The sequence below is a fragment of the Streptococcus suis genome (genome assembly GCF_016743335.1).
Classification (GTDB): Bacteria; Bacillota; Bacilli; order Lactobacillales; family Streptococcaceae; genus Streptococcus; species Streptococcus suis_Y.
In genome coordinates this window covers 15234-40574 of the sequence record NZ_WCJE01000019.1, presented here as the reverse complement: position 1 = coordinate 40574, position 25341 = coordinate 15234, and the positions used below count along the sequence as shown (strand labels likewise).

The following is a 25341-nucleotide window of genomic DNA, read 5'->3' as shown; positions in this document are numbered from 1 at the left end:
AGGAGGGGAAACCCTCCTTAAGTGTGATTAGTTACTGATGATTGATTAGTTTTCTTGTTTTTTGGCAAGCACTGCTGCTGCACCAAGAAGTCCTAGAGCCGTAGCAAAATAAACTGCTGTAGATGCTTCTCCTGTTTCTGGAAGTTTTGCTGATGATGTTGCTGCTTTAGCTGTTGGTACTGCTGCAGCCACTTCTGCTTTAGGAGCTTCAACTTTAGGAGCTACAACTGGCGCTTGTGCTGGTGCAACTGTAAGTGTTGCTGGGTCAATTACTGGCAGCTCTGCTGCTGTTACACTAGCACCTTTAGAGAAGAGATACTCACCTGCTTCATCTTTAGCAACTTCTACAGTTGGTAATTCTTCAGCTGTTACACTTTCACCTTTAGCTGTTTCCAAAGCTGGCAACTCAGCTACTGGAAGAGCTGGTGCTGTTACACTCTCGCCCTTAGCTGTTTCAATAGGAGCACCAAGTGTTGCAGGGTCAATTGTTGGAAGCTCTACTGTCGCACCTTCACCCTTAGCATAAAGATAGAATTCTCCATCTTTACCACCTACTTGCACTTCTGGAAGCGCTTCTGCTGTTGGAGCCTCAACTGGTGTGTTTGTAAAATACAAACCATTTTCATCCAAGGCAACCGCTACTTCATTTAATGTTGGTGCGGTAAGGCCCTCACCATGTTTTGTGATATCTACAGTACTTGGGTCCAAGGCTGGCAATTCTACTGATGCAGTCATACCTGTACCGTGCGCATAAACATATGGCTCACCATTGTCAAAACCAAGTGCTACTTCTGGAAGTTCCGCAGTCACACCCTCGCCATGTTTTGTGATGTCCACCGTACTTGGATCCAAGGCTGGTTTGTAGTCAGAGTTCAATACGCTGCTACCTTTTGCTGTCAATTCACCTGTATTGATATTGAAAGTTGGGATTGGATCTGCATAAGCACCTGTACCATGTGCAGTTGCTACACCAATCTCATTAGCTGATACAGTTGTTCCTACAACCGCAAGAGCTGCCAATGATACCAAACCAATAGAGGTTTTTCTCAAAAGATATGTTTTCTTTGTTGACATAATGTCACCTTCCCTTATATATAATCTACATTTGAAATAAAGCTGAGATAATGTTTCACCATTATCCGTGGCTCTTATCCTAACCATCACCCTATAAATGCAATGATTACAGTTATTATACCCCCCCTCCCCGATATTTTTGTCAAGTTTTTTATTGTATTTTTTATCATTTTCTTTATGTAATTTTTTGAAAATTTTCTCAAAATCTTTCTTGTTTTTCTGAAAATAAAGGGGAACAAAAAGGACCATTTAGGTCCTTTTTTGTATGTAGATTATTTTCTTTTCTTGAGCAAGGCTGCTGATCCAAGAAGACCTAGGCCACCTACAAGCGAAAGAACTGTCATCACTTCACCAGTTTCTGGAAGTTTTTCTGATGCTGTTGAAGTTGTTTTCTTCTCTGCTGCTTTTGTTTCAGTTGCTTTAACTGTTGCAGGGGCAATTGTTGGCAAAGCTGTTGCCTTAACGCTTTCACCTTTGACAGTTTCCAAAGCTGGTAATGTTGCAGTTACACCTGTACCTTTAGCTGTTTCTACAGCACCTTCGCTTGTTGGAAGGTCTGTTGTCACGCCAGCCTCTGTCCATGATATCAAGGTGGTTTATGAGCTATTAGAGGGGTGTAAGCAATCGGTTATCTTAGGTGATTTAGGCTACCTGAGCAGTGAACTCAAGAAGGACTTAGAACAAGAAGGTTACCATCTATGGACGCCATTTCGACAAAACATGGCAGGGGCTGAAGAACATAACAATTGGAAAGTGATGGCCATGAGACGAACTGAGGAAATATTTTTAAACCTGCTCTAGAACAACTTTACCCGCTATCTCTGCAAACTGCTCTGCTTCAACCTCTGGGAAGTAGTTAAGACAGTTAGCAGTTGCAAAGGCTGCTGCCTCTTTCAAGAAAATCTCAGGGTCTTGTCCTTGGCTGATACCCTTGACTAGCAAGCCCAGGTAGAAATCCCCTGCCGCAATGGGATTGCGCGTTTCCTTCTTAGGCGACTGGATACGGAAGAAGCGCTGACCAATCTTAGCTAGACTCCCCTTGCCTCCCATGGTAATAATGATATTCTCATGCGGCGTTACTTCTTTTAGTATCCGCAAAATGTCCGCTGGACTTTCTTCATCCAGATCTGGATAAATATCTTTCAGCTCTTCATTATTGATTTTGATAAGGGCCGGTCTAGCTTGATAAGCCGCACGTAAAGCTGGTCCACTGGTATCAACTATGGTTAGTACCTCTGGGTATTTTTCAATAAACCGCTGAATATAATCATCCGGCATCCCCTTCATCAGACTACCTGAAAAGACTAGGATGTCGCCAGCTTGCAGGCTATTTTCAATCTGCTGAGTGAATTGGTTGAGCAAATCCTCTGTTAGTTCAAAACCTTTTTCATAAAATAGTACTACATCGCCTGTGCTAGTTTCTACGTAAATATTGCAGGTTCTTGTGTTCTGATTATTTTCAACCACGCATAGGGCATTTCCACCATCAGCATTAAGCTCCTGAATATAGCGACCAATCTGCCCACCTAAAATGGTATGGATAGTGTAGTCTGTCACTCCATTTTCTCGAAGTGCATAGGCTACATTGAAACTCTTTCCACCAGGATAATCCCTGACTTCCGACGGACGGAGGGGAATGTTCTTTTCAATCTTTTCCACAAGAAGCGTGCGATCTAGGGCTGGATTGGGACAAATTAAGTGAATCATAGGGAACTCCTTTTTTCTTTTGTACATATTATTATACTATATAAACCAAAAAAAATAAAAAAGATAATTCCACGATGGGAACTATCTTTTCTACTATTTTATGATGCAAAAACCTTTATGATGCAAAAACCGAAATTCGTTCTTGCTGGTAGCCACCTTTTTCCGCAATGTCAACCAAAGCCACAGCATAGTCGGCATAACTAATATAGCTTTCACCTTGGGCATTGACTTGGAAAACCTCGCCAGCCAAAGTGTAGGCACCTGCTTTTTGTCCTTCTGCATCAAAATCGGCTGCAGGGCTGATATAGGTCCAGTTAACTGCTGTCGCCTGACGATAGAGGTCTAGACCAGCACCCATAGCCTCAGCGATTGGCAGGTAGTCCGCAGGGAAATCTGGTGTATCTTTCAGCATAGCTGTCTGGCTCTCGTCTAAATAAAGACTGCCTGCACCACCAACTACTAAAAGACGAGTTGGACTACCAGCAAGGATGGTCGCTAGATGCTCAGCAAGACGAGCGTGATCCGGCAAGGTTTCTGGTGTCCAAGCACCAAAAGCATTGACTACTACATCAAAGCCTGCCAAATCTTCTTTGGTAAGAGCAAAAGCATCCTTCTGGATTACTTCTTGGGCTACGCTCTTGTTTTCAGAGCGGACAATGGCCGTCACCTGATGGCCACGTTCTACTGCTTCTTTGGCGATGGCTTGACCTGCTTGACCGTTTGCTGCGATAATGGCGATTTTCATATTGTTTACCTCACTTGTTTAGTTGTAACATCTTCATTTACAACGTAAGTATAAATCATTTCGGTTGTAATGTCAATTGTTACAGCTCGAAAATTAAAAAAATCATCACAAGGATGATTAAATACCTATAATTCTGCCAATAAATCAGCAATGGTTGTTTGTCCCAACTCTTTTTCCAGAGCCGACTGAGCATTTTCCAAACGGCTATCTAGCAGGGGATGGATAGAGCGGCCGACCTGACAGGCTGGATTGGGTTGTTCATGAAAGCCAAAAAGTTTCCCCTTTTCTCCAAATAACTCTACAGCCTGATAGACATGCAAAAGTGTAATCTGGTCTGGACCCTGTGCCAAGCGAGCACCTCCAACACCACGCGCTACCTGAACCAGACCAGCCTCTTTGAGCTGAGCTAAAATATTTCGGATAATGACAGGATTAACCCCGACACTGCCTGCAATGCTAGTACTGGTCTGTTTTTCCTTTTCTCCCTCCAAGGCTAGCAAGACCAATATATGACTAGCAATGGTAAATCTACTCGAAATTTGCAATTCTACTTTCTCCTTCCATAAAATTGGTAACGGTCACTCCTAGCAAGCGAACACCTTTCTCAGCCCGTCCAACTTCTTCAAAAAGCTGACGGATTTCTTTCTCTATTACTTGAGCTTGATTGGTCGCTTCTTCCAAACTATGTCGCTTGGTCAGTGTTGAAAAATCTCCATAGCGGATTTTCAGAACAATGGTTCGCCCTTGTTTTTCATTTCGCTCCAAGCTGGCGGCCACCCGTTGACAGAGGCTGACTAGCTCTTTCAAGACATCTTCATCCCGATAAAGGAGCTTGCGGTAGGTTCTTTCCTTACCGATAGACTTTCGCACCCGATTGGTTTTGACAGGACTATTTGAAATACCTCTGGCCTTACGATACAAATCATAACCAAAGCGACCAAAACGGTCGATCAAGACCATCTCTGGCACGTCTAGCAAATCCTTCCCTGTAAAAACTCCCATCTCATGCAGACGTTCCACCGTTTTCTTACCAACACCGTGGAATTTTTCAACTGGTAGGGAAGATAATACTTCAACCGCATCCTCAGGCAAAATCAGGGTCAGCCCATGCGGTTTTTCCATATCAGAGGCAATTTTTGCCAAAAATTTATTATAGGAAACACCTGCGGAAGCTGTCAGATGTAATTCATTCCAAATATCGTATTGGATGAGTTTGGCAATCTTAACTGCCGAGCTTAAACCCAGCTTGTTTTCTGTCACATCTAGATAGGCCTCATCAATGGACATGGGCTCTACTAGGTCCGTATAGCGGTGAAAAATCTCCCTAACCTGTCTCCCCACTTCCTGATATTTTTCATAATTGCCAGAAATGAAAATTGCCTGCGGACAACGTTCATAGGCTTCTTTTGAGGACATAGCCGAGTGAATCCCAAAGGCACGCGCCTCATAATTACAGGTAGATACCACTCCTCTACCGCCAGATAGTCTTGGGTCAGCCCCAATGATAACAGGTTTGCCCTTCAAAGCAGGATTATCCCTGACCTCAATGGCAGCAAAAAAAGCATCCATATCTACATGAATAATTTTTCTAGATAAATCATTGATTAGGGGAAATATTAACATGGACACTCCTTTCTGCTACTTACTACTAGATATATTATAGCCTATCTAGCAAATTTTTTCATAAAGCGAACATTGACGAGCAAGTAGTACTCAATGAAAATCAAAATCAGACTAGGAAAGTCAGATGTAGATAGAACCCTTCTACTTTCGCATTTTTAGATATTAGAATTTTTAAATGTATAAACTTAGACATGTTCTGTCTCTAATTCCATTTTGCTATAAGGTTGTGAAAAGGTTCGATAAACAATACAAAAGAGGCAGGTCCGATACCTACCTCTAATGTATTTGGAGAACAAGCTAATTATTTTATTCTGAAACGACTACTCAAATCGTCTTCTTCGAGCCGCCATAGCCATTAGACCTACTAAACCAGCTGCTAGGAGCAAGCCTTGTTCAGTTGTTTCACCTGTTTGCGGTAAAGTAGCTGAAGTAGCTTTTGCTGGTTTTGGACTAGCAGCTTCTTTCGCCAAGCTTGCAGGATCAATACTTGGAAGAGCCGCTGCTGTAGGAGCATAGTTAGGAACTAAGCCTCCATCGAAAGCAGGTAATGGTTCTGCTTTAACACTATCACCTTTTGCAATCACAAGCGGTGGCAATTCCCCTAACGGAAGAGGATCTGCTTTGGTACTTTCTCCTTTAGCAGTGACAATGTCCTCATCCTGTTTGACTGGCTCATCAACTGGTTGCTCAACAGTGCCTGGATTTGCAGGTGTTTCACTAGCATTCAAGCGAGCAACTGTAGCATCTAAGATATTTGCTGTCAAAAGATTTGCAGCTTCGACAGAAGCCATAAAGTCTTCCACTTCTTTGACAAGAGCTGTCTTACCTGCTGAACGTGCGGCCGCAAGGGCTGCTTCATAAGGTGCCTTATCAAGGGTGGCTTCTTCCTGAACAGGTGTCAAGAAACGGAATTCAGCAGCAGACATAAATTGATCTGCAGTATCACCGTATGAGGCAGTACCTGTAATCACAATCTTCTTAGCCTTAATTGTCTTACCGAAATCAATTGTCTTAGTAGCACTTGTTGCTGGCCAATCCGCACCAGTAAAGGTATGTTCCACGTTTTGATCATCCGTAATCACCAATGTCAATGCTTTCAAGATACCGTTGCGGCCCGATTGTCTTGGCACATATTCAAAGCGTTGAATGTCAACTGGTCTACGAAGGTTCACTGTCGCTGGCTCATTAATATGACGGCCATTCCATGGTGTGTGCCAGATAGTAGAAGGATTGCCATCAAAGGCTTTGGCTAGTTCTTCACCTTCTTGAGCGTTAGCCTGAGCCAAGCCAATATCTTCATTTGTGATTGCTGTTTTCTTCACTTGAAGATTTTGACGGGCTGTATTGGCAGTAGCAATCAAGGTACGAGCATCTTCGATACTAATATCCTCAGGAGCTGCAGACACTGCTAACAAAGCTTCTTTGTACGGTGCCAAACTTGCTTGAGTATAGTTTTCATTCAAGACTGGAGTATTCAAGTTAAAGTAATCCGTTGTCAACAAATGACCAGTCAAGGTAACTTCTTCGATCACCAGATTATCCAGCATAAAGTCATTGTAGCCTCGGAAGTTGGCGTTTCCACTAGTATCTCCCTTGGTATCACCACCACGGCGAGTTGAGAAGATACCAACCCAAGTATTGCCAGACTCTGCACCTGTAACTAAGAAGCTTGCTTTCTTAGCCTTATCACTACCTTCCCATGAATTGTTCAATGGATTCAGCGTTAGGCTACCGGCATCGTCATTGTAGCGACCTTCACCGATAGCAAAGGCATAAGTTCCATTGGAACCAGCTTCATAATCAAAGCTTACACGATAGGCCTTGCCAGCTTCAAAGCGGAAGTTTTGTGGAATAGTTTGGTAAACAATGCTATTGCGAGCTGTCAGACCATTTGTCTTGAGTGACCAAGTGCCTTCAATGACATCGTCCACTTTCTTGCCATTCCAGCCACGCTGAGTATATGGAGCATGTTTTTCTGCAAGGTGGGTACGGTTGTCCTCAACTCGTTCAATACCACCGATAACAAATGGGAAAATACCTTGCGGAACACTCTCAAAGTTTTGCTTGAAGGTACCAGCAGTTGTATTGTGACCACCTGCAAACATCGTTGAGTCATTTTCAAAGACACGAATTTCATCAAAATAGGTTGCTGCAGCATCTGCATCGCGAGATAGGGTCAAGCGTACATTATCCACATTGTCTCCAGTTGTGAAGAAGACATACATGTTTTGGAAGTAACTTGTATTGTCAACTGTCGCATTCTGTCTCAATGTATTATGAGCATAGGCTTTAACGTAGTTCAGAGCAATAGACTCATTTGTATAGTTTGTAACTTCTGAACTGCCTGTATTGACTGTAATGCTAGCTTTTGCTGTACTGCGGTTGTCTACCCCTACATAAGCTGCATAGCTGGTATTTGGTTTCAGACCTGTCAATTTTTGACTGAGACTAACTTTGGATGTATTGCCTTGGATACGGAGCATATCGTTGGCACCTTGGGATTTGACCAAAGTAGCCTTGCTAGTATCACCTTCAATTGTCCAATGGTCTAACTTACCTGAGTTAAAGCCTTGGTCATAGATATGCATACCGTCGCTCCATGACATCTCTGGATTTGTCTGCGGAGATTTATATAGAACATACGGCACATTTGCATCCGCTTGAATGGTAATTTGACCATTGGTTACTGCCAATTCTTGAACATCTGTCTTACCAAGCTCAGTAAGTTTGTAGAGGTAAACCTTGTTACCAGTCCAATCTGAAGGAAGGGTCCAAGTTGTGGCACCTGCAGCAGTGTTGAAGTAATACATCTTATGATCTTTGGCTTCAAGATCCTGACCATTGGCATTCCAGTTCCATGGAACCAAGTAGGCACTGCCATCTTGGATTGTACGACCATTGAGGGTTACTGTACGTTGGCGATAGCCTTCATTTCTCACATCATTTGACTTACGTCTGAGCAAGAGGTTGTTACCATCTTCATCTTCTAGACCAATTTCCATTTCAGGTGTCCATCTGTAGGTTTCACCATGGTCTGTCATGGTAACTGGTGTACCGTTCTTCCAGCTTGTTACCTTAAAGTGCTGGATATACTTGGTCATGAGGTTATTAGCAAAGAGGTTTGTAATATAGCCATTGTAATCACTACGACCTTGCCAACCCTCAAAGTCTTTCATATTGTAACCACCAAGAAGTGGATAGTTGGCCGCACCACCATAATCCGGGTAATCACCAACCCAAGAGTCTTTTTGGTGGTTGCGAATAAAGCGAACAATGTTACTGTTAATACCTTTTAGACGGTATCCGCCATAAGTCAAGTCTGCTGCCCAGTGTTGGAAGGTCGAGTCATACTCACCTGCATAGCCCCATTCAAAGGCATTTCTCCAACCCTGCATATTGATTTCCTTAGAAAGAATATGGGTTTCCCAAGCATTTTCGCCACCAGACTGGCCGTTACCCCATACATCGACATAGATAAAGTCTAAACCGTCGCCCAATTCTTTCTTCAAATCTTCCCAACGTTTCAGACGGTTGTGAGCCAAATCGTAGTGACCACTGATATTGATACCTTGATCAATCCAGTTCCAACCATAAACGTACTCGCCATTTGCGTGACGACGAAGAATTTCTTCAGAGAAGTATTTGGATTCTGGATAGGTTTCAGATGCATTAACGTGAATACCTAATTTTGCGCCATATGGTTGCGATTTTTCAATCAAAGTCTTGAAGTCTTCTGTGCCACCGATACGTTTACCAATATCTGCATAGTTCAAGTGACCAGAGTCATGACCTTCACTACCATACCCTTTAAGAAGAACACTTTGACCTAGACCATCTGTATGAAGAGCAATCTTCTTGATACCATCCAAGGTCATCAAGAATGGGTTTTGAGCCTGTGAGCCAAAGTTCATAGCAATACGGTAAGCTACCAATTCTGGTACGTATTCATGCCCTTTTGGATTGTTCATAATTTGACGGTAAGCAATAGCACCGTCTTGCCAGTCTACCACATTGTCTTCGTTAACATCTTTTGTAAAGACAACCTTAGCACTTGGTAATTCCAAGGTGTAGGCTGGATATACAACACTGTTATGTGCCTTTTGCCACTGCCAAGGTGAGCTTGCAATACCGTAGTGGACACCTGTTTCACCATTTAGACTGTACCGTTCGCTGTTTGCAGTCAGACGAGTAAAGTCATCTGCACCACCTGTACCGTGCTGTGAATTGCTCCATACCGCAGCAGCTAGCTTATCAGTAGAGACAAATCCATACATAAATCCTGCACTAGAGCTTGGTGTATTGTCTTGCACATCTACGTGACGATCACCTGTTTGGTGAGTATTGGTAGACATACGTGCACCGTCAAACTTAGCACCAGCCTGTGTGCTAGCCACCGATACTAAGTTATTATTGGCAAAAGAGATACTTTGTACCAATTTAGCAACATCATCAATGGTCTGACCAGGAGTTACTTGGTTACGGTTGTTTACTTCTGTCACATCAAAGTGCAACTCATTCCCAGCAACCTCTACCTTAACCTTGATAGCGACATTTAGTTTCTTAGCTTCATCAACAACATCTAGAACATACTCTGCAACTCTGTCACTTACCTTATTGAAAGTAACTGTTGGTGTAACTTCGTAATCATTGATTCTGAGGGTACGGATTGGATTGACTTGACCATAAACCTTTTCACCTTGCATCGTATATTCTTTGATACGTGGGAAGGCACGGTCAATCTTAGCAGTAAGAACATCTGAAGCAAGGGTCTCGTAGGAAACATTGCTATCATTTAGTACAATTGCATCTTCTGTTGTTGTCTCAACTGGTTTGACGCCGTCTTGGTTGTCTGCAACCACGTTAACCTTGGTTAGTTGTTGGCCATAGGTACCCAATTTCAAGGCAATGCGCTTGTCATTTGCCAAGGCTTGACGAACTTCTGTTCCGACTGTATAGGTATCAAATAAGTTCTGACCATTGACAGTCGCATTTAATTGTCCGTCTGACTTATAAGAAATCTCTAGGCGGTTGGTGCTTCCCTTAGTTGGTGCTTGAACACTGCGATTGCTGAGATAATTGCCTTGACCATTTACCTTGTACTCCCAGAACCATCCACCGTTGTCATAGCCGACAAAGATATGGTTGCGTTCATCCCTGTGTTTCAAATAGACACCAAAACGACCATGACCAGCTTCTGAATTTTCCACAAAGGTCACTGCAAGGTTGGCGTTGTCCGAAGCATCTACTGTCAAACCTTCTTTAACAAACAAGGCTACATTCTCAGAATTGTTATTAGATGTAGTAGAAGCAAGGGCATTATAGCGAACACCATTTACTTCTACGACACCAACTGTTCCTTGAACAGTCGATGCTGGACGCCAGTCTGGTCCAATGGTTGTAGGAGCTGTATTTTCAGTTGCTACTGGGGTTGGTGTAGTTGGAGCAGTAGGTGTTATAGGTGTCCCTGTACCAGTTGTGGCATTCGTTATTGGCTGGCTAGCAGTTTCTGAAACTCCTTCTTGGTTTTTAGCAACAATATCTACCACTGTACGGTCAGCATCACGGCTAGTTACTTTTAATTTTGCTGAGCGTGTATTCTTCAAGTCATTCCAAGCTGCTTCAGGAATTTGCTGGGCAGCAAATAATTCCTGAGCTTCAGTCATGGAATCTGAAAGAATAGATGCAGAAATTTCCCCAGTAGATGTTAGGTTAACACTTAACTCATAGAGAACATTTCTTTCAGGAGCTGGTACCCGTTGTCCTTGATACCACGTGCTTCCACTTGGAGACTTGTACTCCCAGAACCAACCACCTTTATCATATCCAACTAGGACATGTTTATTTTGATCAGTATGATTGAGATAAACACCAAATCGAGCCTTTTCTGGTTCAGAACGTTCTACAAATGACAATGATACCTCCGCACTGCCATCTGCATTCATCTTCAAGTCAGAATTTTCAAATGTTCCAATATTTGTCGAATTGTCCTGACCTGCAACAGAGGACAAGCGGTTGTAACGAATTCCTTCTTCTTCAACCACCTCAACTGTACCAGCCGGTGTAGAAGTTGGCGTCCATTCCGCAACGGCTTCTTGAGATTCTGACTGGGCAAAATTCAATTCCGTCCGTACTGCTTCTATATCCGTAGCAACTACCTCGTCTGTTTGGGAGCTATTTTGATCTACAACTCCTTCATTTGTATTGCTAACATCGTTGTTTTCTATCGTCTCAACAGGAGTATCGGCAAGCGCTATTCCCTCTGCCAATACTGTTCCACCTGAAAATAGAGAAATTCCTACGATAACTGACGCCGCACCTACTGTCAATTTTCTAATTGAATATCTATTCTTCTTAGAAAATAATTCCTTAGAGTAAGCTCTCATCGTCTGCCTCCTTTTTATCTTTTGTTATTAATATAATATACACATACATTCTACATGATAGCGCTTTCTTTGTCAATATATCAATCCATTATATTTGACTGTTCTTAAATATTTTAATATAATGATATCTCGAGAGACCGATGACTGGATTATTGGATTTATATTCCACTACTTGGAAAAAATTCCAATTTATTTTTCAGTGTTTTGTCTTGAAGAAAGTGCTTACATATGATATACTAAAATATGTGAAAAGTAACAATATCTTAAAGGAGAACCCTCATGTCAACAAAAGTTAAAACAAAAAATGTTGCTGAAGACATTTTCGCCCAAGCCTGGGAAGGCTTTAAAGGTACAGATTGGCAAGATAAGGCAAGTGTAACACGCTTCGTTCAAGCCAACTACACTCCATACGATGGAGATGAAAGCTTCCTCGCAGGCCCAACTGAGCGTTCACTTCATATCAAAAAAATCATCGAAGAAACAAAAGCTGGCTACGAAGACACTCGCTTCCCAATGGACGTAGATCGTGCTACTTCTATCGCTGACATCCCAGCAGGTTTCATCGATAAAGATAATGAATTGATTTTCGGTATCCAAAACGATGAACTCTTCAAACTCAACTTCATGCCAAAAGGTGGTATCCGTATGGCCGAAACAACTCTTATCGAGAACGGCTACACTCCAGATCCACTTCTTCACGAAATCTATACAAAACACGCAACAACTGTAAACGATGGTATCTTCCGTGCTTATACAGCTGATATCCGTCGCGCTCGTCACTCACACCACGTTTCTGGTCTTCCAGACGCTTACTCACGTGGTCGTATCATCGGTATGTACGCTCGTTTGGCACTTTACGGTGCAGACTACTTGATGGAAGAAAAAGTAGCTGACTGGAATGCGATTACTGAAATCGATGAAGAGTCAATCCGTCTTCGCGAAGAAATCAACCTTCAATACCAAGCATTGCAACAAGTTGTACGCTTAGGTGATCACTACGGTGTTGATGTACGCAAACCTGCGATGAACACGAAAGAAGCGATCCAATGGACAAACATTGCCTTCATGGCAGTCTGCCGTGTTATCAACGGTGCCGCAACTTCTCTTGGTCGTGTGCCGATCGTTCTTGACATCTATGCAGAACGTGACTTGGCTCGTGGTACATTTACTGAATCTGAAATCCAAGAATTTGTTGATGACTTCGTATTGAAACTTCGTACAGTGAAATTCGCTCGTACAAAAGCCTTCGACGAAATCTACTCTGGTGACCCAACATTCTTGACAACATCTATGGCAGGTATGGGTAACGATGGTCGTCACCGTGTTACTAAGATGGACTACCGTTTCTTGAACACACTTGACAACATCGGTAACTCTCCAGAACCAAACTTAACAGTTCTTTGGTCAGACCAACTTCCATATTCATTCCGTCGCTACTGTATGGCAATGAGCCACAAACACTCTTCTATCCAATACGAAGGTGTGACAACAATGGCGAAAGATGGTTATGGCGAAATGTCATGTATCTCTTGCTGTGTATCTCCACTTGATCCAGAAAGCGAAGACCAACGCCACAACATTCAGTACTTCGGTGCTCGTGTTAACGTTCTTAAAGCTCTTCTTTCAAGCTGGAACAACGGCTACGACGATGTTCACAAAGATTACAAAGTGTTCGATGGTGTTGAACCAAATACTTCTGAAATCTTTGACTACGATCAAGTTATTGCCAACTTTGAAAAAGCCCTTGACTGGTTGACTGACACTTATGTAGATGCAATGAACATCATCCACTACATGACTGACAAGTACAACTATGAAGCAGTTCAAATGGCCTTCTTGCCAACTCACCTTCGTGCTAACATGGGCTTCGGTATCTGTGGTTTCGCAAACACTGTTGACTCCTTATCAGCTATCAAGTACGCTCAGGTTAAACCAATCCGTGATGAAGATGGCTTCATCTACGACTACGAAGTAACTGGCGACTTCCCACGTTATGGTGAGGATGACGACCGTGTAGATGACATCGCGAAATGGCTCATGGAAGCATTCTTCACTCGTTTGAACAAACACAAATTGTACAAGAATGCTGAAGCTACTGTGTCTATCTTGACAATCACTTCAAACGTTGCTTACTCTAAACAGACAGCTAACTCACCAGTTCACCGCGGTGTATTCCTCAACGAAGATGGTTCTGTTAACACTTCTAAAGTGGAATTCTTCCCACCAGGTGCCAACCCAACTTCTAAATCTCGTGGTGGTTGGTTGCAAAACTTGAATACTCTTTCTAAACTCAACTTCAAACATGCCAACGACGGTATCTCATTGACAACTCAGGTTTCACCAAAAGCTCTTGGTAAGACCTTCGATGAGCAAGTGAACAACTTGGTGACAATCCTTGACGGATACTTCGAACAAGGTGGTCAGCACGTCAACTTGAACGTTATGGACTTGAACGACGTTTACGACAAGATTATGGCAGGTGAAGATGTTATCGTTCGTATCTCTGGATACTGCGTAAACACTAAATACCTCACTAAAGAGCAAAAAACTGAATTGACTCAACGTGTCTTCCACGAAGTTCTTTCAATGGACGACCACGCTGCTGAAGTTTCAGGCCAAGCTTAATCTTGCTGATAAAAAACTCAAAGGACTTGCTAACGCAGGTCCTTTTACTATGTCGAAAAATCTACTGAGTGTTGCGGAAGGATAGTAAATCTTCGGAAGGATGTATAGGGGATTTCCGGAAGGATAGTATAAGAGACTACACAAAAATCCCTGCTCATCAGGGATCCTTCATTACTTACCCAAAAACTCCGCTAGTTTGGCAAAGGTCTTATGGTTACGAATGGTAAGGCTTTTGTAAAAAACTTGATTGGCAAGTTTCTTATGATAGGCCGTCTGCAAGTAGGACTGCTCATCATACTTGCCCCAGAAGAGAGCTGTTTGCCCAAAGTAAACAACCTCCTCTCCCAAGTCCAGCTGGCTCACCCAATCCTCAATCAGAGCCTTCTGACTTCTATCCGTGTAAAAGAGGACATCCTTACGAGCCATTTCCTCCTGCCACCAAGTTGGAAGCTGATCGATTTCTGCTTGATAATCTTGGGCGTCTAGTAGAGCAAATTGCTCCACAAAGGGGTATCTTTCTGTGAAAAAAGTTTGAAATTCAGCAACAATGTCCCCTCTATTCTTGGTTGAATCAAAGAAGAGATTACCGCTATTAATGTAGGTTTCAACCTTGTCATAGCCCAAATCTGCCACCGCTTGACGCAATTCAGCCATGACGATTTTGTTACGACCACCGACATTGATCCCTCTCAGCAGAAGAACATATCTCATTTCCCCTCTTCCTCCAGAACTTGCCGTATCAGAGCCATGACCTGGTTTCTATCCAACTTCCACTGGGCCCGCTCATCCTTATCAAAAGTACGATTCGAGAGAAAAATCGCAGCTTTCTGCAAGGGACGGTTATACATGATAAAGGTCCCCGTATAGCCTGTGTGCGACAACCAGTCCCCCTTCTTATCCCAAGCTAGCGACCGCTTGCGCTTATCGTCAAAACCGTAATCCTGCGTTAAATTCGCCGCAAAGTCAGCCGTCAGATAGCGCTCCAAAAAGATTTCCAAATCTTTGACGGTCGAAAAGAGACCTGCACTTCCCGCGTGGAGGCCTAGGACACGCGCCTTAGGGTCATGTACCACACCCGCTTTGACGCCACGCACCGTCGGTACCGCCTGACTGACTGGTCCAAAGGAGGTTTGAGACATGCCAAAGGGCTCTAGAACGTCTCGACTAATCAGCTGGTCTAGACTTGCTCCACCCAGTTCTTCCAGCAAAAAGCCTAGCAAGAGAAAATTAATGTCTGTATAGAAAAAGTCCTTCTTCTCCGTCACAGTAATCTTCAAAATCGCTTCCTTGAGCTGGTCGGCATCCAGACTATCCCGATTAGGAATGAAGGGATCGATACCACTAGTATGGGTCAATAATTGCCGAATGGTGACCTGACTATCCGCAAAAGCAGGATAATAAGACTGCAAAGTCCTATCTAGCTCCAAAGCTCCGCTATTAACCAGAAAAGTCGCAAGAGTCCCCACACCAACCACCTTGGAAACAGACGCCAAATCATAGGTCAAACCCGCCTCAACTGGCGTATGCCCATCCTGGGTCCCTAAATAATATTCCTGCCACTGACCCTTAGAAAAAAGAGCCAGACTGGCACCAGGATAGACTCCTTGCTCAATCTGCTCTGAAATCTTGTCTAAAATCGCTTGTCTCATTTTTCGAACCACAATTCAATACCACTTGGGTCAACCGTTTGAATAAAGCTTGCTTTTTTATCTTTAAAGAACGGACCCTCTAACTGGCTTTCCAAATGCGTCCAATCAAAGTCCTGCTCGACGGGAAAACGCAAGCCTTCTAAATCCCAAACTTGTTCTGCAGGAGTTAATAAATCCTTACCTTCTGCTCCAACAAAATGCAAAAAGGCTTGTTTAGGTAGGATAGCCTCATAATAGTCTTGGCTAATACTAGCCTGTGGGGTATTAATCCAAATAGACTCTACTGTAAAAGCAGTCAATCCAGAAAAGTCATCTTGCACCTTAAATGGAACAGGTGGAAGGATTGCTTTTAGGTCATCAACAGATGCTTCTGCATGTAAAAGAAAGGTGTCTCCTTCTGGCGAAAGAGCTTCAAAACCATAGCCATTTTTTCCTTGGTAGAGCTTACTATACTGTGACCCTTGCGCCAGTAAAGCTTCAATTTCAGAGGCACTGTCTACTTTTATCACAATTTTATTCAGTTTTTTAAGCCCTTCGACAGCACGGGTGCGATTACCAGGAGATTCTGTCAAAACAAGCTTCGTTTCTGGACTTGTTCTATCTCCAAAATCAGCAAAAGGACCATCTTCTAGCTTGGTTCTCATTCCTAGATTTTTTTCTAAAAATCCTTGGTTAATAGCCCTATTATTAATACGTAAAACAGGGACTATAGCATCATTTTTTCTCAACACGATACATTTCACTCCTCAGTCATTCTACAATATTGTATTAAAAATTTCGTCATTTTACAACTAATTGTATCGTCGTTTTATACATTAATATTTTTATATATACGGATAATTTTTAGACAAACACTAGCTTATCAGATATAATAGCTATTATAGACTATTATCCTAAAAAAGAGGAGAATTTATGCGCTTTAATCAATTTTCTTTTATAAAAAAAGAGACCTCTGTCTACTTGCAAGAGCTTGATGCTCTAGGATTTCAACTGATTCCTAATGCAAGTAGTAAGACAAATTTAGAAACCTTTGTCAGAAAGTGCCATTTCCTGACAGCAAATACCGACTTTGCCCTGTCCAACATGATTGCGGACTGGGATACAGACCTGCTGACCTTCTTCCAGTCTGACCGTGAGCTGACAGACCTGATTTTCTATCAAGTCGCCTTTCAGTTGCTGGGCTTTGTACCTGGTGTGGACTACACAGATGTGGAAGAATTCCGCAAGGCTAGCCAATTTCCGATTGTCTATGGAGATATCATCGACAACCTCTACCAACTCCTCAATACCCGCACCAAGTCTGGAAATACCTTGATTGACCAGCTGGTCAGCAATGACCTAATCCCAGAAGACAATCGCTACCACTTCTTCAACGGCAAATCTTTGGCAACTTTTTCAACAAAAAACCTCATTCGTGAGGTGGTCTATGTCGAAACACCTGTCGATACGGCTGGGACTGGGCAGACAGATATTGTTAAGATATCCATTCTCCGTCCTCACTTTGACGGAAAAATCCCTGCGGTCATTACCAACAGTCCTTATCATCAAGGAGTCAATGATGTAGCCAGCGATAAGGCCCTGCATAAGATGGAAGGGGAGTTAGCGGAAAAACCAGCTGGCACCATCGAGGTCAATCATACCAGCATCACCAAACTAGACTTGGACCAGCGAGAACTACCTGTCAGCCCTGCCACCGAAAAACTGGGTCATATGACTTCATACTCCCTCAATGACTACTTCCTCGCTCGCGGCTTTGCCAGCCTCCATGTGTCTGGTGTCGGCACGCTGGGCTCGACTGGCTACATGACTTCCGGCGACTACCAACAGGTGGAGGGCTATAAAGCGGTGATTGACTGGCTGAACGGTCGCACCAAGGCCTACACAGACCACACCCGCTCGATTGAGGTCAAGGCCGATTGGGCCAATGGTAAGGTAGCGACGACGGGACTGTCTTACCTCGGCACCATGTCCAATGCCTTGGCAACAACTGGCGTGGACGGATTGGAAGTCGTCATCGCAGAAGCGGGGATTTCCTCTTGGTATGACTACTACCGTGAAAACGGGCTGGTGACCAGCCCTGGTGGTTATCCAGGAGAGGACTTGGATAGCTTGACCGCCCTGACCTACTCCAAGAGCCTGCAAGCAGGGGACTTCCTCCGCAATAAAGCAGCCTACGAAAAAGGCTTGGCTGCCGAACGAGCTGCCCTGGATCGCATCAGCGGTGACTACAACCAGTATTGGCATGACCGCAACTACCTGCTCCACGCTGACAAGGTCAAGTGCGAGGTGGTCTTTACCCACGGCTCACAGGACTGGAATGTCAAGCCCATCCATGTCTGGAATATGTTCCACGCCCTGCCAAGTCACATCAAAAAGCACCTCTTCTTCCACAACGGTGCCCACGTTTATATGAACAACTGGCAGTCTATCGACTTCCGCGAGTCTATGAACGCCCTGCTCAGTCAGAAACTGCTGGGCTACGAGAACAACTACCAACTGCCAACGGTTATCTGGCAGGACAACAGCGGTGAGCAAACTTGGACGACCTTGGACACCTTTGGCGGTGAAAACGAGACTGTCTTGCCACTAGGTACTGGAAACCAGACCATTGCCAATCAGTATGCCCAAGAAGATTTTGACCGCTACGGCAAATCATATCCAGCCTTCCACCAAGACCTCTATGCAGGCAAGGCCAACCAAGTCAGCATGGAACTGCCTATAACGGAGGATATCCTGATTAACGGACAAGTCACGCTGAAACTCCGTGTCGCTTCTAGTATTGCCAAAGGTCTCTTATCTGCTCAGCTATTAGACAAAGGAAATAAAAAACGCCTAGCCCCAATCCCTGCGCCTAAAGCAAGATTGAGTCTAGACAACGGTCGTTACCATGCCCAAGAAAATCTGCTGGAGTTGCCTTATGTGGATATGCCACAACGCTTGGTAACCAAGGGCTTTATGAACCTGCAGAACCGCACCGACCTAATGACTGTTGAGGAAGTGGTGCCAGACCAGTGGATGGATGTGAGCTGGAAACTGCAACCGACTATTTATCAGCTGAAAAAAGGTGACGTCTTAGAGCTGATTCTCTATACAACCGACTTTGAGTGTACTGTTCGGGATAATAGCGACTGGACCATTTCTCTTGATTTGGGGCAGTCTAGCCTTCATTTACCATATTAAAAAGAGCTTCCCCTTGCGGAAGCTCTTTTGATACCTTGTTTATGGTAGTGGATGAATAATCACACCCTGCACCACACGGTTGACGGTGCCTGTTGGCGATGGTGTATCTGGCAAGTTGTTGCACTTAATGGCTGCCATAATAGATACCGTTTGGGCAAAGATGATGTAAGGGAAGGTTAGGAAAACATCTGGCAGATCTGCTCCGCCCTCTGCCAAGACAAAATTGGCTGCTTCTGTACCAACTAACTTATCAGCCGACAATGCCACTATCCGCTCTGCTATGCCATCACCATGAACTTCATTAAGCAAGTCCACATCATACTGACGAGTGTAGGCATCGTTTGAGGCAAAGAGGAAAATCAAGGTCTTTTCATTGATGAAGGATTTTGGTCCATGACGGAAACCGAGTGGTGACTCGTACATGGTCGCAATTTTGCCTGCTGTCAATTCCAGAATTTTCAACTGAGCTTCGTGGGCAAGACCATAGAAACCACCTGAACCGAGGTAAATCACTCGCTCAAAATCAAGGTTAATCAAGTCTTGCACGTAGTCTTCACGGTCCAAAACATCTTGACCCAGACGGGCAATGGTCTCAACCCAAGCAGCTTTTTCTTCTTGACTGGCTGGCGAGAAGACGAGGAGGGCTGTCAGAGCCATACAGCTGTAAGAACCTGTCATGGCAAAGCCCTTATCGTTTGATCCAGCCGGTTGCAAGAGCAAGAGATTGTCCGCATCCCCTTCGGCTGCCAGAGCCAATTTGCCCTCTGGCGCACAAGTAATAGTAACTTGGTAAAGCTGATTAACCAATTGCTTAGCGACTTCAACTGCTGCCACACTTTCTGGTGAATTGCCTGAACGGGCAAAGGATACCAAAATAGTTGGCACATCTGCCTGCAAATAATCATAGGGACGACCAACCAATTCTACTGTACCTATGGCAGAAAAACGAATGTGTTTCAAGTCATTGACTTGGTTGAGGTAGTTGGCAATACTTTGCCCAACAAAGTCTGAAGTCCCTGCGCCTGTAAAAACAACGTGAACAAAGTCATGTTTTTCCTTGATAGCCTTCAAGAAACCCTCAATCTTCTCAAGCTGGTCAAGATAGAGTTGATGAGCCTCTTTCCACAAGCCTGGCTGTTGGTAAATCTCAGTGGCTGTGATATAGGCCCCCAATTTTTCTAATTCTTCTTTTGCTAAACGGAACATAGCTCCTCCTTGATTTCTGGTTATAACCAGTTTTTTCTTATATTATAGCGAATTTATCCCTCAAAGTCAATTTAAAATAGATTAATATGTCAAATTTATATCCGATATTGCTGACTATAACTTATTTTAAGAAGGTAGCATTATCTACATAAAACATGTTATAATATTTACTACGCCTCTGCCTTTGAAAATTTTTAACAATAAGGCAAAATAAGGCAAGGAAAAATTACAAACAAGGTCTAACCCCTTGATAGGAAAGGAATCTTAAAAATCTTATGATGAACATGCAAAACATGATGCGCCAAGCTCAAAAACTTCAAAAACAAATGGAGAAGAGCCAAGCTGAGTTGGCTGCTACTCAATTTACTGGTAGCTCTGTACAGGACTTGGTTACTGCTACTTTTACTGGAGATAAGAAATTGGTTTCTATCGACTTCAAGGCTGATGTTGTGGATGCAGACGACCTTGAAACCTTGCAAGAAATGACAATCCAAGCCGTCAACGCTGCACTTACAAAAGTTGACGAGGCAACTCAGAAAAAACTAGGTGCCTTTGCAGGTAAATTACCTTTTTAAAAGAAAACGCGATTGGATATTCTCCTCTCGCGTTTTTTTATTCAAAATTATAAATCAAAGACTGAAATTGCAGGAAAAAGAGGTCTGGATAACGTCGATTCTCTTTCATTTCCTCCATCAGACTTTGGAGGTCGGTCATGTTGTCAGTGATGATACCGTCCACTTGTAGTAGCAGCATCTTGGACATACTCTCTTCTTCATTCGGTGTCCAAGCATAAACTGACTTCCCACGAATCCAAGATTTTACCATAAAGTTTTGATCAAGCGAGGTATACTCCATAGTATAGCCGTCAGCAACCGTCGTCGGATAGATAGAGTTGAACGGAAGAATAAAGAAGGATACTAATTTCTTGCTATACTGCTTTATTTCGATAATAGTACGGTAGTCTAATGATTGCATCTGGTGTCCTTTGGCAATCAAACGTTGACCGTATTTTTTTAAGAAATTCTGGGTGAATTTTGGCGAATCTGCCTTGGTCACTTTAATTTCTACCAATAATTTCTGTCCCAGCTCATCCGCTTTTTCAAGATATTCATCAAAAGAAGGAACTGGAGCTGCCATGCCGTTTTCTGATGCAGTCATCCCTGTCAACTCTGCAAGAGTATAGTCATGTGTACCTCCGGGATTGCCCGTCAAAGCCAATAAATCCGTATCATGCATGACAATAAACTGACCATCTTTCGTCTCCTGAACATCCATCTCAATATAATCTGGCTTGAGTTGAGAGGTTTTCTCTAGGGCCTCGATAGAGTTCTGGACAGCATTGCCATTGTCAACACCGCGATGGGAAATGGTAACTGGCAGGGTATCGAAGGGATAGTAGAGTGCAAGCGCTCCTTGGGTACCGAATACCAGACCAGATACTAGCAAAATTGCCAATCGCAGGCGATGACGGAGGCGTTTACGGCGGTAGTTTGGCAATTGTTTCCCTGTTAAGAGACTTACAAATCCCATCATAAAGAGTGCAACTACACCATAGTAGGCTAATTTTAAGATTGCATAACAAACAACTGCTAACCAATATGAAGGAACTGTGTCTGGTAGATAAGGTTCAGCCACTAGCTGTACTAGATAGAGCAATATCCCTATTCCTGTGAATAGGAGGACTGGAAAAGTGACCAGCCAAATCAGACGGAAAAAGGAGCTGACTTGTTTTCTTCCCTTGGTCTTCTTCCAAGAATAAGCGATGGACTCCTTCACACTCCTGTGTTCAAAGTAAATGTTCGGCAGAGCGTACATAAAGCGTGATGCGAGCCAGAAGAACAAGAGGAGAAAGAACAAAATCAATATTCCTAGCCAGACTGTGTTGGATAGGTAATCTACGATAAATTGGGGTACTACGATTTTATTAAAATAATAGATATTTAATACCCGTCGTAGAAATGGGAGAAGAATAACTGAGTAAAAGAGTAGAAATAAAACCTTTGGTAGGCTGCTGTGACGGATAATCGCCACCATACTATCTCGTACATCCCGTAAATAGTCGGGGAGGTGCTTAACTTTTTCATCCAACAGTTGCCAAACCCCTGTGAACAATAGAGCTAATTCTAGATAGGCAATGGCAATGTTGACAAAAAAGAGGAGAATAAACAAGCCTGTCACGAGCAGATTTTCAGCAAACACCGACAACAAATTCGTCGGTGAAAGATAGGCATGCCCTGTCATAGCTAAGAGTCCCTCAGAAAGCCATGAATTGAGCGGTATCCAAATAAATTCCATAAAGGTAAACAGGGTAAAAAAGAGCAAAAGAATCTTGTCTAAGTTGTAATATATTTTTTGAAATTCACGTTGTATCTTTTTCATGATTCTAGTGTCCCATATTCTGACAGGAATTGCAAGCCTTCATCAAATATGCTAGACTAGAAAAATAAAGGAGGTTCTCATGATTAGAATTGCACCGATGACTGAAGATTATTTGCATACACTTTGGAAGATTGGCCATCGTGAAGTCGCACCTCGCTGGAAGGAATTTGCTGCTCCCTATTTTGATGACTACCAGGCCTGTCCACTTTTGAAGATTTTCAAGCACTGGAACTCTACCAGTGGTTACAAAAAGATTGTGTCAGAGCAATCTTAGTGGATCAGCTGCCTATCGGATTTGTGAGCTATTATTGGGAGTGCCAGCCAACACGCTGGCTTGAAATCGAGATTGAAATCTATGACGATAAGGTCTGGGGAAAAGGATATGGCACAGCTGCTCTCCAACTCTGGATTGATACCATTTTCCAGCAATTTACAGAATTAGAACACATCGGGCTCACTACCTGGTCTGGCAACAAGGGCATGATGAGAACCGCTGAAAAATTAGGCATGACCAAAGAAGCCCATATCCGCAAGGTTCGATACTGGCAAGGGCATTATCATGATTCTATCAAATATGGAATTTTAAGAGAAGAATGGGTAGAGAATAAGAAAAAATCAAGTTCCTAAGAGCTTGATTTTTTACTTATCTATCTTCCAAATAAACGTGCAAAGAAGCCTTTAGCTTGCACTTCTTCTGCCTGTGCTTTAACTTCGTCCAATTCCAACTTGAGAACTTCCTTATCGGCCATAGCTTTTAGTGTCAATTGCTGTTGCTGATCCAACTGTTTATCCTTCTCAGCAATCTGCACATCTTTGACCTTGAGTTGTTCATCTTTTTCGGCAAGTTGCTTATCTTTGGCTTTTAATTGACTATATAAGCGGATGATTTCAGCATTTTTCTCGTCAACTAAAATTTCCATCAATTCACGATGCTTGACTTCATCACTAATCGGCTCATCTTCAAAAATGGTTGTTTTGTAGATTTCCTCCAACTTAATCAAGCCAGCACGATTTACAACGGTCACACCCTTGTCATTTTTATCTACAAATTCTTCAGGAAGTGATTTGACACGATTATTCATAGCCTGCCGGCTCACTCCTAAAATTTCAGCTAACTCACTGACTGTTTTTTCGATTCCCATAATATCCTCGGTACTTACATTTCTCATAGTTTGTATCATTAAAATATTACCACAAAAGCCCAAGTTCTGTCAAATTATGGGAGATTACAAGTTGTAATAATACTGGCCAACTAACTTTTAAATCCGTTCTCTTCACTTACTTGTTTAAACCAATGTCCCGATTTTTTTATAGTTCGTTTCTGTGTTTCAATATCCAAGGAAATAAGTCCGTATCTATTTTTATAGGCATTTAACCAAGACCAGCAGTCGATAAAGGTCCAGACCATATAGCCCTTACAGTTTGCCCCTTCTACAATACCTCGATGGAGCTGAATCAAATGGTCTTCCATGAAGTTAATCCGATAATCATCCTGAATCATACCATTTTCTTCAAAAACATCTTCCCCTTCAACTCCCATGCCGTTCTCAGTTACCAACCATTCGATATTCCCATAGTTTTCCTGGATATTTTTGGCAATGTCGTACAGCCCTTCTTCGTAAATTTCCCAGCCCCTATGGGGATTGATTTTCTTGTCAGGCTTATCATAAGGCTGGAAATATTGGGATAGCAAAGTAGGTTCTCCGTTCCATCCATCTTCTGAAGGAGCCTGCACGCGCAGGGGCTGGTAATAATTCACCCCCAGGAAGTCAACCCTATTTTCTTTGATAATGGTCAATTCCTCCTCTGTGGTTTCTGGACGTAAACCATGTTTTTCAAGAATGTCAACCAGTTCCCTCGGGTATTGTCCCAAAACAGATGGATCCAAAAAGCTTCTCGTTTGAAATAGCTCAGCAATCCGCGCCGCCTGTAAATCTTCTGGACTCTGACTTCTTGGATAGGCAGGAGTAAGATTGAGAACAATGGAAATTTTGTGGTCTGGGTGTAGTTGGTGACAGGCCCGAACAGCCAAAGAACTAGCCAGTTGAGTATGATACGCTACGACCACAGCTGCCTTTGCATCCACCTTACAAGGATAATGATAGCTTCCTAGATAGCCACATTCTACTGGAACAATGGGTTCATTAAAGGTAATCCAATGATCCACCAGATCTCCAAAGAGACTGAAACACTGGCGAGCATAAGCCTCATAGGCCCAGACAATCTCCTTATTTTCCCAGCCCCCTTTTTCCTGTAAGACATAAGGCAAATCGAAATGATAAAGATTGACCAAAAGCTTTATCCCACGCTCTCGAATACCTGCAAATACAGCCCTATAAAACTCCACAGCTTGCGGATTGACCTCGCCTATCCCTTCCGGAATCAGACGTGACCACTGTATAGAGGTGCGAAAAATACTATGACCTGTTTCCACCAACAAATCCAAATCTGACTGGAAATGTTCATAGAAAGTCGATGTTTGTTCCGGTCCTATTTGCTGGTGAAAGCGCTCAGGTTCCTGACGATACCAGTAATCCCAGTTATTCCACCCCTTTCCATCACCAGCTACGCTTCCCTCACTTTGAGGACCTGAAGTGGAGGATCCCCACAAAAAACCTTCTGGAAAACGATACTCTCTTTGCTCGCCTGCCATGCTACCACCTATTTTCCTTTAATTTACAGATTGGACATCTAATAAAAACTAGACTTCCTCAGTCTCATTATACTCCCTTCACTCTACAATCGTCCTCTTCTATCTCAAGGAAAAATT

17 protein-coding genes and 2 pseudogenes are annotated in these 25341 nt (G+C 43.1%); 5 read left to right on the top strand and 14 right to left on the bottom strand.

Features of this window, described 5'->3' with window-relative positions; genetic code table 11:
- Positions 1 to 45: 45 nt before the first annotated feature.
- Positions 46 to 1074 carry an LPXTG cell wall anchor domain-containing protein gene (locus F9856_RS06865; RefSeq protein ID WP_202106154.1) on the bottom strand — a complete coding sequence of 343 codons (1029 nt, stop codon included), beginning with the start codon at positions 1072 to 1074 and terminating at the stop codon, positions 46 to 48.
- A gap of 272 nt (positions 1075 to 1346) precedes the next feature.
- The gene (locus tag F9856_RS12365; RefSeq protein WP_328708147.1) at positions 1347 to 1640 is read right to left on the bottom strand and encodes an LPXTG cell wall anchor domain-containing protein; all 294 of its coding nucleotides are present in this window, start codon (positions 1638 to 1640) and stop codon (positions 1347 to 1349) included.
- Between F9856_RS12365 and F9856_RS06855 the strand changes: the two are divergent.
- Positions 1633 to 1854, top strand: a pseudogene (locus F9856_RS06855) (transposase); the annotation flags it as partial. The gene F9856_RS12365 and the pseudogene F9856_RS06855 overlap by 8 nt on opposite strands.
- A gap of 6 nt (positions 1855 to 1860) precedes the next feature.
- Here F9856_RS06855 and F9856_RS06850 read toward each other — a convergent pair.
- From F9856_RS06850 to F9856_RS06830, 5 genes are all read right to left on the bottom strand, one after another.
- Entirely contained in the window at positions 1861 to 2781 is a 921-nt protein-coding gene (locus tag F9856_RS06850; protein ID WP_202106152.1) for a 1-phosphofructokinase family hexose kinase, read from the bottom strand.
- 115 nt (positions 2782 to 2896) lie between these two features.
- On the bottom strand, positions 2897 to 3526 hold the full coding sequence (locus F9856_RS06845) for an NAD(P)-dependent oxidoreductase (RefSeq protein WP_099809882.1): 630 nt from the start codon (positions 3524 to 3526) through the stop codon (positions 2897 to 2899).
- 125 nt (positions 3527 to 3651) lie between these two features.
- The gene (locus F9856_RS06840; protein WP_202106151.1) at positions 3652 to 4071 is read right to left on the bottom strand and encodes an Rrf2 family transcriptional regulator; all 420 of its coding nucleotides are present in this window, start codon (positions 4069 to 4071) and stop codon (positions 3652 to 3654) included.
- The gene (gene dinB, locus F9856_RS06835; RefSeq protein ID WP_202106150.1) at positions 4055 to 5149 is read right to left on the bottom strand and encodes a DNA polymerase IV; all 1095 of its coding nucleotides are present in this window, start codon (positions 5147 to 5149) and stop codon (positions 4055 to 4057) included. The genes F9856_RS06840 and dinB overlap by 17 nt, the downstream gene beginning before the upstream one ends.
- 320 nt (positions 5150 to 5469) lie before the next feature.
- Positions 5470 to 11532: an endo-alpha-N-acetylgalactosaminidase family protein gene (locus tag F9856_RS06830; protein ID WP_202106149.1), complete on the bottom strand. Its 6063-nt coding sequence runs from the start codon at positions 11530 to 11532 to the stop codon at positions 5470 to 5472.
- A 279-nt stretch (positions 11533 to 11811) separates the two neighbouring features.
- Here F9856_RS06830 and pflB point away from each other — a divergent pair, with 279 nt between their 5' ends.
- Positions 11812 to 14157, top strand: coding sequence for a formate C-acetyltransferase (pflB, locus tag F9856_RS06825; protein WP_044754903.1), 2346 nt, complete (start codon positions 11812 to 11814; stop codon positions 14155 to 14157).
- A 171-nt stretch (positions 14158 to 14328) separates the two neighbouring features.
- On the opposite strand, the gene F9856_RS06820 is transcribed toward pflB, so the two are convergent.
- From F9856_RS06820 to F9856_RS06810, 3 genes are read right to left on the bottom strand one after another with little or no spacing between them, the layout of a single operon-like run.
- Entirely contained in the window at positions 14329 to 14868 is a 540-nt protein-coding gene (locus tag F9856_RS06820) for a DUF1697 domain-containing protein (protein ID WP_202106148.1), read from the bottom strand.
- Positions 14865 to 15806 (bottom strand): serine hydrolase domain-containing protein, encoded by a 942-nt coding sequence (locus F9856_RS06815; protein WP_202106155.1) that lies wholly within the window; start codon positions 15804 to 15806, stop codon positions 14865 to 14867. The genes F9856_RS06820 and F9856_RS06815 overlap by 4 nt, the downstream gene beginning before the upstream one ends.
- On the bottom strand, positions 15803 to 16537 hold the full coding sequence (locus F9856_RS06810) for a CppA N-terminal domain-containing protein (RefSeq protein ID WP_202106147.1): 735 nt from the start codon (positions 16535 to 16537) through the stop codon (positions 15803 to 15805). The genes F9856_RS06815 and F9856_RS06810 overlap by 4 nt, the downstream gene beginning before the upstream one ends.
- Before the next feature lie 181 nt (positions 16538 to 16718).
- On the opposite strand from F9856_RS06810, the gene F9856_RS06805 reads away from it, so the two are divergent.
- Positions 16719 to 18986 (top strand): Xaa-Pro dipeptidyl-peptidase, encoded by a 2268-nt coding sequence (locus F9856_RS06805; protein ID WP_202106146.1) that lies wholly within the window; start codon positions 16719 to 16721, stop codon positions 18984 to 18986.
- 39 nt (positions 18987 to 19025) lie between these two features.
- Here the strand turns inward: F9856_RS06805 and F9856_RS06800 are convergent, their stop codons facing one another.
- Positions 19026 to 20192 carry an SIS domain-containing protein gene (locus F9856_RS06800; RefSeq protein ID WP_202106145.1) on the bottom strand — a complete coding sequence of 389 codons (1167 nt, stop codon included), beginning with the start codon at positions 20190 to 20192 and terminating at the stop codon, positions 19026 to 19028.
- Between the two features lie 275 nt (positions 20193 to 20467).
- Between F9856_RS06800 and F9856_RS06795 the strand changes: the two genes are divergently transcribed.
- On the top strand, positions 20468 to 20767 hold the full coding sequence (locus F9856_RS06795; protein WP_002941492.1) for a YbaB/EbfC family nucleoid-associated protein: 300 nt from the start codon (positions 20468 to 20470) through the stop codon (positions 20765 to 20767).
- Between the two features lie 37 nt (positions 20768 to 20804).
- On the opposite strand, the gene F9856_RS06790 is transcribed toward F9856_RS06795, so the two are convergent.
- Entirely contained in the window at positions 20805 to 22571 is a 1767-nt protein-coding gene (locus tag F9856_RS06790) for a glycerophosphodiester phosphodiesterase (RefSeq protein WP_202106144.1), read from the bottom strand.
- A 79-nt stretch (positions 22572 to 22650) separates the two neighbouring features.
- Here F9856_RS06790 and F9856_RS06785 point away from each other — a divergent pair.
- Positions 22651 to 23198 (top strand): annotated as a pseudogene (locus F9856_RS06785) (GNAT family N-acetyltransferase).
- A gap of 20 nt (positions 23199 to 23218) precedes the next feature.
- On the opposite strand, the gene F9856_RS06780 reads toward F9856_RS06785, so the two are convergent.
- Both F9856_RS06780 and F9856_RS06775 read right to left on the bottom strand, forming a co-directional pair.
- On the bottom strand, positions 23219 to 23713 hold the full coding sequence (locus tag F9856_RS06780) for a DUF536 domain-containing protein (RefSeq protein ID WP_015646325.1): 495 nt from the start codon (positions 23711 to 23713) through the stop codon (positions 23219 to 23221).
- A 110-nt stretch (positions 23714 to 23823) separates the two neighbouring features.
- The gene (locus F9856_RS06775; protein ID WP_202106143.1) at positions 23824 to 25224 is read right to left on the bottom strand and encodes a glycoside hydrolase family 1 protein; all 1401 of its coding nucleotides are present in this window, start codon (positions 25222 to 25224) and stop codon (positions 23824 to 23826) included.
- Positions 25225 to 25341 lie beyond the last annotated feature (117 nt).

What these genes read in the sequence shown, in the direction of transcription:
- F9856_RS06865 (WP_202106154.1), bottom strand. Translation starts at nt 1,074, where the DNA reads ATGTCAACAAAGAAAACATATCTTTTGAGAAAAACCTCTATTGGTTTG.
- F9856_RS06850 (WP_202106152.1), bottom strand. Translation starts at nt 2,781, where the DNA reads ATGATTCACTTAATTTGTCCCAATCCAGCCCTAGATCGCACGCTTCTT.
- F9856_RS06845 (WP_099809882.1), bottom strand. Translation starts at nt 3,526, where the DNA reads ATGAAAATCGCCATTATCGCAGCAAACGGTCAAGCAGGTCAAGCCATC.
- dinB (WP_202106150.1), bottom strand. Translation starts at nt 5,149, where the DNA reads ATGTTAATATTTCCCCTAATCAATGATTTATCTAGAAAAATTATTCAT.
- F9856_RS06830 (WP_202106149.1), bottom strand. Translation starts at nt 11,532, where the DNA reads ATGAGAGCTTACTCTAAGGAATTATTTTCTAAGAAGAATAGATATTCA.
- pflB (WP_044754903.1), top strand. Translation starts at nt 11,812, where the DNA reads ATGTCAACAAAAGTTAAAACAAAAAATGTTGCTGAAGACATTTTCGCC.
- F9856_RS06820 (WP_202106148.1), bottom strand. Translation starts at nt 14,868, where the DNA reads ATGAGATATGTTCTTCTGCTGAGAGGGATCAATGTCGGTGGTCGTAAC.
- F9856_RS06815 (WP_202106155.1), bottom strand. Translation starts at nt 15,806, where the DNA reads ATGAGACAAGCGATTTTAGACAAGATTTCAGAGCAGATTGAGCAAGGA.
- F9856_RS06805 (WP_202106146.1), top strand. Translation starts at nt 16,719, where the DNA reads ATGCGCTTTAATCAATTTTCTTTTATAAAAAAAGAGACCTCTGTCTAC.
- F9856_RS06800 (WP_202106145.1), bottom strand. Translation starts at nt 20,192, where the DNA reads ATGTTCCGTTTAGCAAAAGAAGAATTAGAAAAATTGGGGGCCTATATC.
- F9856_RS06795 (WP_002941492.1), top strand. Translation starts at nt 20,468, where the DNA reads ATGATGAACATGCAAAACATGATGCGCCAAGCTCAAAAACTTCAAAAA.
- F9856_RS06790 (WP_202106144.1), bottom strand. Translation starts at nt 22,571, where the DNA reads ATGAAAAAGATACAACGTGAATTTCAAAAAATATATTACAACTTAGAC.
- F9856_RS06780 (WP_015646325.1), bottom strand. Translation starts at nt 23,713, where the DNA reads ATGGGAATCGAAAAAACAGTCAGTGAGTTAGCTGAAATTTTAGGAGTG.
- F9856_RS06775 (WP_202106143.1), bottom strand. Translation starts at nt 25,224, where the DNA reads ATGGCAGGCGAGCAAAGAGAGTATCGTTTTCCAGAAGGTTTTTTGTGG.